This window comes from Armatimonadota bacterium (genome assembly GCA_018268395.1).
GTDB lineage: Bacteria > Armatimonadota > Fimbriimonadia > Fimbriimonadales > Fimbriimonadaceae > JAEURO01.
The window spans coordinates 176208-191257 of sequence record JAFDWQ010000001.1; the positions used below are offsets into that span (position 1 = coordinate 176208).

The following is a 15050-nucleotide window of genomic DNA, read 5'->3' on the forward strand; positions in this document are numbered from 1 at the left end:
GGGCCCGGAAGTCGAAAATTCGTCCTTCCGGGCCCTGGACGCCCTTACTGGTTCGGCCGTTTCGGCGAGAACCGGGGCGCGACCGTCTGGAAATAGACGTCCGGTTGCCCCGTCCGAGAACTCGACCAGAAGAACCAAAGGAGGCCGGGTTTGCGCCCTGCCACAGGGTCGATGTTGTTGAACGGCGAGTTCAACGGGTCCAGTGCGATCGAGAGGCCCGACTCGTTGCCCACCTGTTCGATCGGAACTGCTTGTTCGAGCAGTTCAGGGATCTGCCGGACGGTCCACGCCTCGGTGAGCCGGCCGATAAAGCGGCCGCTTTCGTCCACCGCATCGTACGTCACCGTCACCCGTCGGTCCTCGTTCCCGGTCAGGAAGAAGACGCGGCCTGTCGCCGGGTCGAACTGGGCATAGTGCTCGACGGCCACGCCGCCGCCCCAGTTGTCGACGCGGAAGTAGGTCGCGGCCCCGTTCTGGTCCGTCTGGATCGCATTGGCCAGGACGATTCCCGGCCGGAGCGTCTGATAGAACGGCCGGGCCGCGGCCGTACCGTCGCCCGAAGTCCGAGTGTAGGCGACGACCGTGCGGTCCCACCTGAGCGGCGAGTCCGGCTGAGCGGCGTTGACTTCGCCGACCCAGTTCTGCAGGTCGCCCAAGAGGTTGCGCTGCGGGTTGCCCGGCACGACCCGGACGCCGATGAAGCGGTCGTCATAGGTCGTGGCGACCGAGCGGTAATTGGCGCCCGTCCCCGTGCTGACGCGGACGATCGACGGCCGGTACTTGATGTACAGCCTGGTCCCGCGGGGCAGGATCACGCCCGTCATGCGGACCGCGCCGGTCGACGATTCGAGAAGGACGCTGCCGCCGAAGCGGGAGTTGAACTTCAAGATGCCGGACGCCTGGTCGAAGTCGCGGGTCGCCGTCTTCTGGTCCCAGATCGAGCCGGTCGCGCCGGACGGGTCCGTCGTGATGTCGATCTGGTCGAGCGACGCCTGGTCGGTCACCCATTGCAGGCCCGGAGCCCAGAACACGCCCGTCGCCGGGTCGAGCGTCAGATCGTCGATCAGAGGATCGGTGGCCGTGCCGTAAGGCAAGACCGAGTTACGGCCCGTCGGCACGCCCGTGAACAGGCTCGCCGTCAACCGGGCCATGTAGACCTCGCTGAACTTTCGGCCGCGGACCTTGCCCGTGAAAGTCAAGTTGATCCGGCCTTGGTTCCCGTCGCGATAGCGGCGGGCGAACGCGCTCGGAGCGCCAAGGTTCTCGAAGGCGTTCCCTAGCCGCAGGCTGCCCTGCGTCCACAGGTTCGACGTGGAGTTGTAGTTGTTCCAGACGATCTGGCCGAGGCCGTTCGAATAGGTCGAGTAGAACACCGAGGCGTACGACGTGCTGCCAAGGGTCGTGTTGACCAAGCTCAGCCTGCTCTTCTTGACCGTCGGGTCGAAGGGCGACGTCAGGATCGCACCCGGATTGTAGTTGATCGTCCCGTCGGCCGCGAACGTCATCGGCACGAGCATGATCTCGCTCAGCGGGACGGAGGTGCCCGAAGCGTCCCGCTTCGTGGCCTCGCCCAGCATCGCCATGTACTTGCCGTTGTTCCAAGACCGGCCCGTCGTCGCGGGGTACTCGAGGAAATTGAAGAACCCGCTTGTCGGGAACGTCGGCGCGCCGAAGGCGACCGAGTCGAGGTCGAGCGTCTCGCCGTTGGCCGTGTCCACCGAGAACACGTTGGCGGGCGGGTCGATCAAGAGCGTCTGCTTGTACCAGCGCGAATTGTTCTCGGCCGTCCAGGCGTTCAGGTCGTTGATCGGGCTTTCACCGAGGGAGTTCCCCAGCGTCGACCGCAAGGATCCGACGTAGATCCGCCATTTGTCCTGGCGTAGCAGGTCGGTCTCGGTGCGCTGCATCGCGTTCCAGCCCGGCGTGTTGGCGTTCTCGAGCCTGTTCGAGGCCCAGGCGACGAACACGTTGCCGTTCCCGTCGCGCATCGCGCTCGGCACGGAGTTCGACCACAGGAAGTTCCCCGTCGCGGTCGGCAGGCTTTCGACCATCGGAGCCGACTTCGTCGTGGGCAGGTTGGTCATCCGGCCCTCACGGACCGTGAACTTCAGATTCGCTCCAGGGTCGGTGTACGCTTCGTCGGTGCCCAAAGACGGGTTGTCCGCGTTCATGTCGTTACCCGTGTTGCTGTTCTCGAACGCGAACACCTTTCGGATGTACTGCCCCGAGGGAGCGCCGATCGGTGCGCTGACGCCGATCTTCGGATCGCCGGGAACGATCTGACCCGGGTTGAACAGGTAGCCGCCCGCCGTCCGCAAGTTCGCGTTCGGCCTGCTCCTGGGGTTGACGTTGTAACGCGTCCCGATCAAGTCGTTCGGCCTCGGCTTCTGAAGGATGTTCCTTCCGAGCGGGTCGAACCCTGGGCCGCTACCGACCAGCAACGACGCCGAATACCTTCGGTCGATCGACGAGTGCAGGTGGAGAGAAGCGTCCAGCCAGGCTAGTTCGTGCTGGCCGGGCATGAACAACTCGACCGGGCGGTTGCCGTTCGCGTCGAAGAAGAACTTCGCGAGCCTCAGGTCGAGCATGTTCTCGTTCCCGTCGTTCGAGACGGCGAACGGTTGGAACAGGTTGTTGTAGGCCGGGTTCCACGGGCTGAACTGCGTGTTCGGGTCCCAAGGCAGGAACGGGCCGAAACCTGCGCCTCCGTTGTAGCCGCCGCCCGAAGGAAGCGACCCCATGTCCAGGGTGGGGGTCTGGAAGTTGATCCGCTGGTCGCGGGCGACGTCCAGTCCGATCCCGAACGTGCGGAACGAGCCGACCGTCGGATCGAGCGTCGAGTTTCCGCCCTGCGGGTCGATGAACATGATCTGACTGCCGTAGTAGTCGCTCTTGCTCGAAGGCTGGTAGCGCGGCACGAGCAGGCTCATCTCGAACACGGTCGGGGTGACCCGGCGGGTCATCTGGGCTTCATAGCCCGTCAGCGTCCGGTAGTTGGTGGCGTTCGCCGGTGCGATGAACGGCGCGTTCAGCGAAATGCCGGACGGGTACAGCGGGTTCTGGGCCTGTCCGAACAGATTGGCCGTCATCGCCAAGCCTTCCCGTCCCACGTTGGGATAGTCAAGGCTCGTGTTCGGCACGTTGACCGGATAGTCTTCGAACCCAGGGTAGTTGACGCCGTTCTGAAGCAACGGTTGGAACACGCCGCCCGTCGTCGGATCGGTCAGGTCTTTGACCCAAGCGATGTCGCGCGGGCCGACCCGGACTCCGTCCAGGCCGCGACCCAGCAGGATCGCCATCAAGCTTCGGTCGACGACGTACAGCTGCTGGACGCCGAGCGATCCGTGACTGACGGGTTGCCCCTTGCTCCGGAGGTCAGGCCCGACCGGGCCTGCTGGCTCGCCCGCCGCCGGGTTCTGGTCCGTTCCCACGTTGCCGTTCGAGTTGTACAGGGGCCATCGCGGGTCGCCCGTGTTGACCACGATCGTCGGATCGGGGTTCACGAGGGTCGGCAGGCACACGCTCGAGTTCACGATGCCGCTGTCGTCCAGGTACGCCAGTGCCAACGGGTTCGCGATAAAGTAGTCGGCATTGACCGGCGGGTTGAACGTGGCCGGCTTGAAGAGCCGGACGGCCGTGCCCTGATTCCGCGTTCCGGCCGAAGTCGCCCGGGCGGAGAGAAGGTTCGGGCCTGGGCCGATGCCGCCGATACCGGTCGTCATCAGAGGAATGCCCCGGAGCACGAAGCCGCGGTTCTGGGCGTCGCCCGTGTACTGCCGGATCGGAGACTGGAAGCGCTGGGCCGTACGGCCCGGGCTGCTCATTTCGAACTCGATGTAGTAGTTCGCGGTCGAACCCGTCCCTTCCGGAAGGTCGTAGATCAAGACGTACAGCGTCTCGCCGAAGTCGAAATGGCGCCGTTGGGCGGCCGAGTTCTGGGCGACCTGAAGGACCTCCGCCGCCGTCACCCCGACGTTCGGGTCGTCGATCTTCTGCCGCAACTGGTCGTACTGCTCGGGCGAGATCAGGATGAACTTGTTCGGGTCGATCGCGTTATCCAGCAGATCGAGGTCGGGATCGTTCTGTCCAGGATCGCGGAAGCCGGGCGGGACGCCAGGAACCATCGGAATGTCCTTCGTATCGAGGATCGAGTTGAAGGCGTAGAGGTAGCCGCTACTGTCGCCCGCATAGGCCCACGAATGGACGTTCAGACCGTTATTGAAGCCACCCGTGATGGCGGGCGACACTTGCGCCTGGCCGTCCATCGCGTAGCCCCACACCTTGGTGAAGCCGGCCTTGTTCAAGAGGCCGTTCGCGCTCAACGCGGTCAAGCGGCCGTCGACGGTCGTCACGATGACGGCCGGGATGTCCTGCCGGATCGAGCCGATGTTGTCGTACTGCGCTGTGAACAGGAACCGGAGCGGCCCGGCAGAGCCTGCGGGCAGTTCGTTCGTCGACCACGCGACCGTTCCCGACGCGGGATCGAGGGACGCGAAAAGCCCGGCGTCGTCGGCGACGAAGAGCCGGTCGTTCCCGGTGTCGGCCGTTCCGCCCCACGTTCCCGCAGGCGGGTTCAACATGGAGGCCGGGACCGAAATCGGCGACGACGCGCCGAACCGCGAGAAACCGCCGATGCCGGCGCCGTCTTGCGTCCAAGCCAACGTCCCGTCCCCTTCGTTCAGGGCGTACATCGTGCCCGTGGTCGCGGTCTGGTCAGGCGCGGCTCCGAAGAACACGCGTCCACCCGTGACCACCGGGGTCATCTGGACCGGACCGAGGACCGGGTCGGTCGCCAGTGGGTACTGCCAGACGATCGAGGACTTCTTCGTGGCGAGGTTGCCCGCGGCGTCGAGCGCGATCACGCGCCCTTCTTGCGTCGGGACGATCACGATCGGGACGTTGCCGGCCGCCGTACCGAAGGACAGGGATCCCACGATCGGCTGGACGCCGGCCTGCATCGGCACGTTCGGAGCCGAAGGGTCGTAGTCGTCGGGCCAGGTCCAGCGCCTGCGCGCCGTTCCGTCACCACGACCGGACATTTCGATGCAGTACACCTTGCCGTTCTGGGATGCGACGAAAAGCAGGTCGGTGCCGCCGACGTTGGCCACGAGGGCCGAGGTCAGGTCGAACCCGGCCGCCGTTTCGGCGATCCGGTCCTTACCGTCTTCGGCAGGATCGTTGTTCGGATCGGTCGACCCTTCCGTCGGGTACGTCCAGTACACCTGGGGCGGCGCGCCGGTCGTCGGGTCGCCATGGGCGTCCGTACAGTACAGCCGGCCGTTCTCCATGGCCACGACAAGGACGTCGCGGTTGACCGGGCCACCGCCCGTCTGGACGGTCGTCGTCACTTGCAGCGGGGTCGAATCGATACCCAGATCGGCTTGACGGACGAAGCGCACGGCGTCGGCGTGGACGTCTTTACCCGCGTCGAGCGGCTCGGTGGTCTGGTTGGTGATGACGACCTGGAGCGGCTGAGCGTCGGAGTGGGCGTACCCTCCCGTCCTTTGGAACGGAACGCGGTACCAACCTCTGGGCTGGCTCTCGTCAAGGTCGAGCAGGTCGACTTGCGTCCCGCCGATCAAGACCCTCATCTGGACCTTTCTTGGGCCGTTGTTGCCCGGCATCCAGACGTCGATGAAATAGTTGGCCGCAGGCATGTTCTGCCCGAAGGTCGCTTCTTCGGTCGGGGCGCCCGAGATCGCAGGCGTCGACGCGAAGGTGGGGCCGTAGTCGTCGGCGCCTCCCGCCGATGGAAGGAAGTTGGCCGTCGCGGCGAAACCGCCGTTCAGGTTGTCGACGACGACGTGCTGGTCGGTACGGTCCTTACCCGCCGCCATGATCCAGTCGCGCTTGTCGCGACCGTAGCGGCTGAGTTCGGCGTCCGTCCCGTCGAAGGGACGGCGGGCCGGCCAACTGAAGACCTTGTTGTAGCGGGTCTGCCATGAACCTGCGACCGAGAATCCTAGCGCGTCATAGCTCGTCACGACGCCGAGGTTGTAGTTCCGGTCAAGGTCGCCGACGACCGCCGGTTCGCTCCGGGCCGCCGAGACCCTCCACGGAATCGACTCGGTGCCGCCTCCTGGAGGCGGAGCGTTCAGACGGCCGACGATCGGAGCCGCCGTGTAGACGCCCCGGCTCCCGCCGCCCTCGACGCCCAGGCCGACCGCGTCGGCGTAGACGAGCTGCTGGTTCAAGAGCGCCGGGTTCGCGTTCAAGGCCGGATCCAGGAACTGGCCGTTCTCGCCGACGGGCGCGGTGTTGAAGACCGTGACGGTCAATGTCGTCCCCGTCGGGGTGAACGTCAGCGTCGTCTGATCGCCGTTGTTGCCCAAGCGGACGAAATCCCCCGCATGCGTGTCGTAGTTGATGACGTCGGTGTGGTCGCCGCCCTGGGCTCCCGTCACTCGGACGACCATGTACTTCTGCGGATAGCGCAGGTCGAGGATCGTCCCGCCCCCCACGTCGGACGGGCCGACCGGAATGTTCAGCGACAACGAATACGCCCGAGCGGTGCTCAGGTTGTTGAACTGGAACGAATAGCTCCGGGTCGATCCTGCCGCCGGATCGTCGGCGCTCGTGCCTTTGACGAGCCCGCTATAGCGGTAGATCTGCGGAACGCCCAGAGCCTTGTAGTAGTTGAAGGCGACGATTTGGCCCGGTGTCGGATCTCCCCACGACGCGTTCGGCGTGTCGAACGACGTGCCGAAGACTCCCGTCTGGTCGTTGTCCAAGTAGACTTTGGACTCGACGACGGGATCCCACCACCGGAGGAAGCCCCGGCCGAAGTCGTTGTACTGCTGGGGCGGGAAAGCCCCGGCATTGACGTCGACAGGGAGGCCCGTGCGGTTCGGGTTGGCCGAGTGCATGGGGAAGTCCTGCGCCACGGCTACGAGGGCCATGACACCGACGGCCACCACGGCCGTGCCGAGCTTTTGAAGCTTTTTAAGAATCGTCCTCTGAGTGAGCATGGGTGTGTTGATCCTTATTGCCTCGCCGCAAAGACAGGGGCGACGACGCCCCGTGCGCCTTGCACGGGCGGAAGTTCGAACTTGACGCTCAAGCGGTTGAAACCGAGGTTCCTCCTATTGAGCGCGTAGCCGGGGTCTTCGGTCTGGGTCGCCCCGTCCGCGAACGTGCCGTCGACGAGGACGACCTCGCCTTGGAACGTGGCGCCGGACAGAAGGGTCCCCGAATAGCCGTTGACGAGCAGGACTTCGCCGGAATCGAGCCGTTTCGCGTAGGTCGGCCGGAAGCCGCGCGGATTGTCGCCCAATTGAGCCTGGGTGAACGGTCCGGCTCCTCGAGGGTGCCGCATGCCGGTGTACGCCTCGATCGGCATCATCCACCGGACGACCCACGTGCCCGAATTGTCCTGGACGAGTTCGTAGACGCCCGTAGAGTCCGTGACCATGGCCGAGAGCCGCAATGCACCGGCGACGTCGACGTAACGGAGCGTGACGCTGCTGAGCCCGACGAGCTTTTGCGTCCTCTCAGGTTGGTCGACGGTCGGCCAAGAGTACGAGAAACTCCCTGAGCCCGGCGGGTTCTCGGCGAGGTACGTTCCGGCCAAGATGGCGGGCCTCTTGAACTCACGGATCACGGCCGAATTGGGGCCGTCATAAAGGACGATCCCGCCGTATCCGCTCGAACGGTCCGGATCCAGGCCGTTAGAGTCCAGGCCCAGCGACATTTTGCCCGGCTCGACGTTGCCGAAGCCGAACGCGATGACGTTGTGACGCACGCCGCCCACGTCCTGGACGACCCTGGCGATGCTGTTGTAGCTGTAATCGCGGCCCGTGAACTCCTCCGGAGTGTGCCAGTTGAGCACGCCCAGTGCGTTCACGAACTTGCCGGAACCGACCGGGTCCTCGTACTGGACCACGCCCATGTAACGGCCCGTCGCAGGATCGAGCTGGTACCTGTCGACCAGTTCGACGATCCGGTTGTTACCGGAATCGGCGATCATCGTATGGACCCACCGCTCGAGCGGCTGAGGGTTCGAGAACGGGTTGTTGCCCGCCACCGAGCCGTCGACCAGCGTCTCCCACGACAAGACGTCCTTCGGCCTGCGGAGCTTGCGCCCTTCGCCTGCGCTCAGGCCGGCCACTCCGTTCTGGTTCGGCAGCCCGGCCGGCACATAGGTGGGGTCGACCCGGAACGACTCGATCGTCCGGATCTCCCTCGAAGCTCCGTCCGTCCTGACGACGCGGTTGTTGCCCGTATCGACGACCCAGTAGCCGTTGCCGCCCGCCGGATACATCCGGTTGGGCTCACTGAGCTGTCGGACCGAGCCTTGACCCGAGGTCGGGGTGTTACGCCCGCCGAGCACCGTCTGGTCGGTGATCCAGATCGGATTGCCCGCCGGATCGAACCGGGAGATCCGGCCCGCGTCGACGACGAGGATGTCCGATCGGCTGAAGGCATAAAGCGTGTTCGGGCCCGTCACGGCGAGCGTGTCGTCCCCACCGCTGATGTTGCTCACGCCGTCCTCTTCGATGGCGGCCTGCAGGATACGGATCCTGAGGTCGTCCATGTCATTGATGCCCTTGAACTGCGGCCACTTCAAGGCGGGCGCGACGCGCACGTTGTTGAAGTTGTTGCCCAGGAAGTGGACGAACTGCTGCGTCCAGGGGCGGTCCGGGTTCGGCTGCAGGAACTCGTCGTTGGCGCTGATGTTGGCGTCCATGGCGAACACCATGCCTCTGGGTGCGAACCCGTTGTTCAGGATCAAGCTCGGCAACACGCTGGCCCCACCCTGGAACAAGGTCTGGCCGCCGACGAAGGGGCCCGCGCCCGGATCGAAGCCGTTAAAGCACGTGTACCACACGAGAGGGTTCCATTTCCCTCCGGCGTACCCCGCGATGATGCGGCCGTTGTCGGACAGGGCCTCAGGCTCGATCAGCGTGTCCGTCTGACCTCCCCGCCTGACGATCACCGGCAGACTGAAGTTGATCGAATCGCGGATCCGGCCCCGCGTCACGTTCATCAGGCTGTTCAGCACGACGCGCGAACGCGTCGAACCACCGATCGGCTCCACCGTGAACTGGCCCTGCTGCAGGACGCTGTACGCTTCAGGCGCGTTCTTGGTGACGCTGATCGCAGGATCGGACTGGACGATCGTGAAGTTCGAATCCGTACTTTGGACCTCGAAGGTCGGAGGGCCGGTCTCGGCCTTGAACGCCATCGTGACGCCGGTCTTGACGCCCGTGAAGATCGGCTTGATCGCCGACGCCGTCAAGTAGACCGTGTCGCCTCGGAGCACCGGGCCGCTCGTGAACTGCCAAGTGTTCATTTCCTGGTTCAAGAACCCGATGAGCTGAACGATCGTGTCGTTGTCCGTCAAGACCGGACGCATCGTGATCGTGTCCGCCGCTCCCGAGGTGTTGTTCAAGGCGAACGACAGACGGTCGTAAAGTTCGAACCGTCCGACCATCGAGAAATTGCCCGGCCCTCGGTTCTCTTTGAACGTGAAGTACGATCCGCCACCGCCGTTCGCGGTGCCCCGGAACGACGTCGCGAGATAGATGTTGCCGTTCGGCCCCAGGACGGGCGATCCGATGACCTGCCGCAGGTTCCTGTTGTCGTCAGGAAACTCAAGGTTGCCTCGGACGTAGTTCTCGTACGACGGCGAAAAGGCGCCGGCGCCGGCTTGGCTCCAATCGATGGTGTAGTCGATGCGCCAACCGATGTCGTCGCCCGTACCGGCCGTCTGCTTGCCGTCCAGGTCGAACCCGGCCGCCACGACCCCGTTCAACTGCAGGACGCCGCGCGTCGTTTCACTGACCGAAGCGTTCCCTAAGATCGTGCGCACCGTGTTCGTCGGCAACGGGTTGCCGCTCGAGTCCAACAGCGTGAACTTCAGGCCGAGGCTGTTCAACGGAGTCGCTCCACCGTGGACAAGGAGGATCGGAAGGCCGTTGTAGGACGCCCGCGTCGAGACCTGCAAGACTTGAGTGGACGCGTCGTAATCGCGGTTGATCGGCGACTCGGACCTGGCTCCCAGCCAAAGGCTCGTCATACCGCAGGGCCTCGGTGAAAACGCCGTGTTCGGCATCGTCGGAACGTAGACGACGCGGTCGAGTCCGCCCGACCCGTCCTGGATCGGAATGTAGCCCACGGTACACGCGGCCGATGGTTCCGGCATGCGGGACGACTGGAAGATCGCCCACTCCTTGGAGGTGTTGGCCTTGACGGCCCGGTCGACGTCGATGATCCAGACCCGTCCCGTCGTACCGAGAGTGCCGCTAGCGGCGTCCGTCACGAACGCCAGACTTTCATGGATGACGACCGGATAGGGGCCGTTGGTCGTCGCGACCGTCGCGTTCGGCGGGGCGATGCTCGTGAGCGGCGGCCAGTTCCCCAGAACGCCTTGGGCCGCACCGTCACAGTCAAGGTCGAAGATATGGACGGCCCCCGTGTCGTCGGTCACCCACACTTGGTCGGTCGGCCGGAAACCGGGCCTGTTCGGATTGGAAAGCACCGTGTTGGCGGCTTCCACCACCGTCGGAGCGCTGACTTTGCCGCCCAGCGGAGGGCTGACCCAGACGAGGTCGCCGAGGACGCCGATCGGGTTCTCTAGGCCGTCGTCCGCGCTCCCGTCTCCGTCGATGTCCCGGTCCGGGCGGGCGTCATAAACGTAGACCCGGTTGCCCTTCGAGACCACGACCCGGCCCTTGTACAGCGCCGGCTGTTGTCCGACGTCGAAACTGCCGGAACCCGCCGGGTTGTCGGAAAACCGCCGCAACAACGGTGCGGTCAGGTCGACGCTCATCGAACCCGTATGCCGCGAACCGCCGTCTTTACCCGTCCAAAGACCGCCTAACGAAACGATGTTGACGGCCAGCTTCGCTGCGGCGATGAACGCCGCGTCGCTCGGGACGCTGAAACCGTTGAACCCCCGGTTCAGGTTGAACTGGGCCGTGTTCGTGTCATAGCCCCTGTTCAGGTTCGCGGACATTCCTCGGCTCGTCAGGACCATGAAGCCCTGCCCGACTTTGCCGACGCTGATCGTGTTGCCCGCAGACGTACCTGCGACAGGTTGGAAGCTCGTCGAATCCGGCTCGATCCACTTCTCGAACACTTCGATGTTGCCCATCGTCCCGTTGGGGACAGGGGTCGTCACGAGCTTGCTCCCTGCCGGCAGTTCGAGTTCCGCCATGGTCACTTCACCGAGCGACAACGGGTTCGGGAACTGGAGGACCGGGTGGAACAGGTTCGCGTCGACCGCCGTGTTGGAGTTCACCCAACCGAACGAAAGCGGAGCCGGGTTGACGACATCGTTGACAAGGTTCGAATTGGTGTCCGCGACCAGATCGACCCAAAGGACGCCGCCCTGGTCGAGATACCGGCGCAGCTTCTCGCGCTCGGGCGCGTTGAGCTGAAGCGTCTGGTTCACGGTCAAAGACAGGACATTGAACTGGGCGAGGGCGCGGTCGTCGACCGAGTCCAGATTGACCTCCCAATACGGCGCCGAGTTCTTATTGAGACGCGTGTTCACTGGCGGCGTCGAGACGTCCAGGGCAGCCCAGCGCGTCCGGACGTTCGACGTGAGGACGGTAGGGCCGAGCGGGTTCGAGAACGACCACTTGGCCGGCTTCGTCGTCTGGTCTTGGTCCAGGTTCCCCCAAACGTGGGGCGCGGCGTTCTGTGCGACACCGTTGTACAGTTGTCCCGGAAGGACCAAAACGCCGGCCTTGATCTGGACGCTGGCCTGGGCGTAGCTCAAGGGCTGCGCCGCAGCAAGGGTCGCGAAGGCGACGGACGAAAGCAAAGCGGACAGTCTGGTCAGTCTCACGGGTTCACCTCGCCGAAATAAGCCAAGGTCGGGCTGACGGGCAGTCTCGGCATGGGGGGTAGCACCCATCCATATTCGTCCCGACGCACGGAGACGAAGGAGTTGCCCGACGGGTCCCAGACTCCCCCGGTGGCGAACACGGGGTCATGGACGACGGTCAAGTTCGGTAATGCGGGGACGATGTTCGGATCGAACCCCGACGTGTGCGACAGCGGGACGCGAAGGCCGGTCGATCCGATCTGCCTCGGGATCCAGCCCCACTTCATCATCCACTCGGCCTGAGCGTTGATCGGGGCCGGCATGTTCTCCGAGACGGAACCGACGAAGGAGATCTTGACGTCCAGCGGCTCGCCGAAGAACGGCACCGAAGGTGTGTTGCCGAAAAGGCTGAACCGCCTCTGGTTCGCTTCGTCGTTCGTCATGTTCGGGTACAGGCCGCCCGCGCTCCGGTCCATCCAGTTCGAACGGGTGTCCTGGGTGTTGGTGTTGAACCAGTTGCCCGGAATCACGAAGAAACTTCCCTGTTCGGCGTAGAGCGCCGCTTCGATGCGGACGTCGTGCGGTGCGACGGCGGTCCGGTTGGCCAGATAGTTCTTCATCGGGGCCCCTCCGACGCCGTTCATGCGGACTCGGAAGACGCTGGAGTCGTCGGCCCCGAGCCGGTAGTCGCCCAGATTGGCGTTCGGCGGGACGATCTGGCGGTTGACCAGATTGAACGCCGAAGTGACGACCGGGAATTCGACCGTCTCGAACTTCGGGTAGGAGTTCAACGTGGGGTTTCCGAGACCGTAGACCGGGATGTTCCCGACGCCCGTGAAGTAGCCGGCCGCCGCGTTGAAGACTTCCGTCACTGCGCCGAACGTGACCGTCCTCGGGAAGAGGTAGGCGCCCCAACCGCCCGCAAGGGCATAGCTGTTCGGTGCCACGTCGAGCGAGACGAACGTCGGACCGTTGTCGTCGGCGCTGCTGGTCACCAAGAGGTTCGCAGAGAGCGGCGTGTTGCTACCGACCGACGCATAGTTCGTGGCGAACGGCCGCCAGGTCGTCGGGTTGTTCGGGTTGCCGCCGACCGACGCCGGGGTGTTCGGGTCCAAGAGGAACTGGGCTTCGAGCGTGATCGTCGGGTCTTCCAGTTTGAGTTCGAACGGGTTCGGCGTGTCCGCGACCAGGCTCTCGTTCTTCTCGTCCACGTTCTGTCCGGGGACGGGCGCAAAGAACATCGTCGGGTTCAAGACCGCGAAGTCCTTGGCCATCAGGGCGACGGCCGATCGCGACGGCCTCGTCAGCACGGCCCCGGTCTCGGTGACGACGCCTTTCGTCACGCTGCCCTCGACGTAGATCGAGCCCATCGAGACGACCGTGAGCTGTTGGTCGGTCGGGATGACGCCGCGGACCCGCAGATCGCCTTCGAAGAAGAGGACGCCGTTGAAAAGCTGTCCGTTGTTCCGGAACTCGTCGTCGCTCAGGCTTCCACCCGGCTGCGTCACCAGTTGCGGGTTCTGGACGCTGTCCAGAACCATGGGCTGGAACTTGCCGCTACCGAGCGGGTACTCGACCGTCCGCACCCGGAACCGGGCTACGGAGTCGCCCGAGCTGCGGCCGTCCGGATTGCGCCAGTACGGCGACCGGCTGCGCGTGTCGCGCCGGACCTCGAAGCCGTCGGGGAGCAGTTTCAGGTACGAGGCGAGCGGGATGTAGTACGGCCCTTTCCAGCCTTGGGACGAGGCGTTGTTCGGGTTCAACCAGTCCGTCGGCAACGACTTGACCGCGCCTGAAATGATCCGTTCGTCCTCGCTCGAAGAGTTGCCGCGCTCGTTACTGTCGACATAGACGCCCGATCCGAGCCCGAACCGTCCGATGTTGCCACCGTTGACGATGCGGCCGCTGTCCCTCGTCATGTTGAGGAAGCGGTTCTGCTTGTTCTGCGGGTCGACGGTCAAGATCGATCCCGGATCCTTCCGAGGGATGCCCCGGGTGAACCCGTCGAGATCGGAGTTCCCACTCGCGTCGCGAAGGACGCTTCCGACCGTCGAGAACGCCGGCTGTTCGCTCTCCAGGCTTGGGCCTGCCAGTTGGATCGGAGTCTGGACGGTCGAGGTGTTCGGCCCGAAGTTCGAGCGCCACTGGTCGACGGCCCGGTCGTAATACGTCCGCGAAACGGACAGGAGCGACATCGTGTTCGCGGGCAGGATCTTGCCGGCGACGTTCCAAGACTCTCCGAAACTCGTGTTGACCGCAAGGTCGTGCTCGCCGAACAGCTTCAGGTCGGCGTTGCAGTACAGCGAACCAAGGCCCGGAGCCGTCGTCCAAGCGTTCCCGCGGCCCGCGTTGGGCTCTGTGAACACGCGCCCCCAGAGTTGGCGGACGTTGACGGGGCGGACGTCGGTCGGATCGTTGTTGCCATAGGGCGCGCTGCCGTCGCCATAAAGGACGCCGACGCTGGCCTGGTCGAACGGCGTCGGGCGTCCGTTCTGCGGCGTTCCCGCGTCGGGCCATCCCAGCTCCGCGGGCCGGCCCAAGCGGTCCATGTTGTGGATGTAGCGGGCGCTCTCGAGCATGCCGAGCGACGCGAACGCCATCATCTTGCGCGTGTTGGTGAGCGTGTTGTCGACCGTCTTCATGTGGGCGATCGACGCCGTCTTGTCGGCCAAGCTCGCGTAGTTCGTGACCTTCACGTTCTCCGGAAGTTGAAGGCTGGGGTCGGTGCGCGAACCCGACCGGAGCTGCCCCGGCCGGCCCACGACCTCGATCACGAGGTAGCTGCGGGCCTTGCCCGGATCGCGGAGCTGGCCGTTCGGGTTGGCGAAAGCGTCATAGTCGAACGGCGCGTACCGCACGCGGACGAGGCTCCGGCCCCGGTCGAAGAACGCTCGGGCGTACGGGCCGTAACCGTCCGGGCCTCCCAGGTCGGGGACGTTCGCAAGGCGGGGGTCGTCGCTGAACGGCCGCGTTGGATCGGCCGCCCGCAGGTACAGCGAATCCGGATCCCGACTGAAACCCTGAGCGTCGGCTTGGGGTGGCGTAGGGGCGGGCCTCCAGTCGGCTCCGAGCTGCGAGTAGCGCAACTGGTAGTGCGCATACTCGGCGCCCCCCTTTGCGAGTTCGGTCGCCAGGTTGCGCTGCCGTCCACGGGACGTGTCGGCGATGTTCCGGCTGATGATCCCGGCAAAAGCGAACCCTAGGATCATCAGGATGCCCAGGATGATGATCGCCATCACCAGGGTCTGGCCCGACTGTCGTCTCATACTCGCGGCTC

General features: G+C 64.9%; 3 protein-coding genes. All 3 read right to left on the bottom strand.

What is annotated here, in order from left to right:
- Positions 1-44: 44 nt before the first annotated feature.
- Genes JST30_00835 through JST30_00845 form a run of 3 tightly spaced genes read right to left on the bottom strand, consistent with a single transcriptional unit; the run spans position 45 to position 15039 of the window.
- Positions 45-6968 (bottom strand): PQQ-binding-like beta-propeller repeat protein, encoded by a 6924-nt coding sequence (locus JST30_00835; protein MBS1712859.1) that lies wholly within the window; start codon positions 6966-6968, stop codon positions 45-47.
- Between the two features lie 14 nt (positions 6969-6982).
- Positions 6983-11794: a DUF4159 domain-containing protein gene (locus JST30_00840; protein MBS1712860.1), complete on the bottom strand. Its 4812-nt coding sequence runs from the start codon at positions 11792-11794 to the stop codon at positions 6983-6985.
- The gene (locus tag JST30_00845) at positions 11791-15039 is read right to left on the bottom strand and encodes a hypothetical protein (protein ID MBS1712861.1); all 3249 of its coding nucleotides are present in this window, start codon (positions 15037-15039) and stop codon (positions 11791-11793) included. The genes JST30_00840 and JST30_00845 overlap by 4 nt, the downstream gene beginning before the upstream one ends.
- Positions 15040-15050: the final 11 nt, after the last annotated feature.

Excerpts from the sequence above, each read along its gene's own strand:
- JST30_00835 (MBS1712859.1), bottom strand. The coding sequence starts at position 6,968 with ATGCTCACTCAGAGGACGATTCTTAAAAAGCTTCAAAAGCTCGGCACG.
- JST30_00845 (MBS1712861.1), bottom strand. The coding sequence starts at position 15,039 with ATGAGACGACAGTCGGGCCAGACCCTGGTGATGGCGATCATCATCCTG.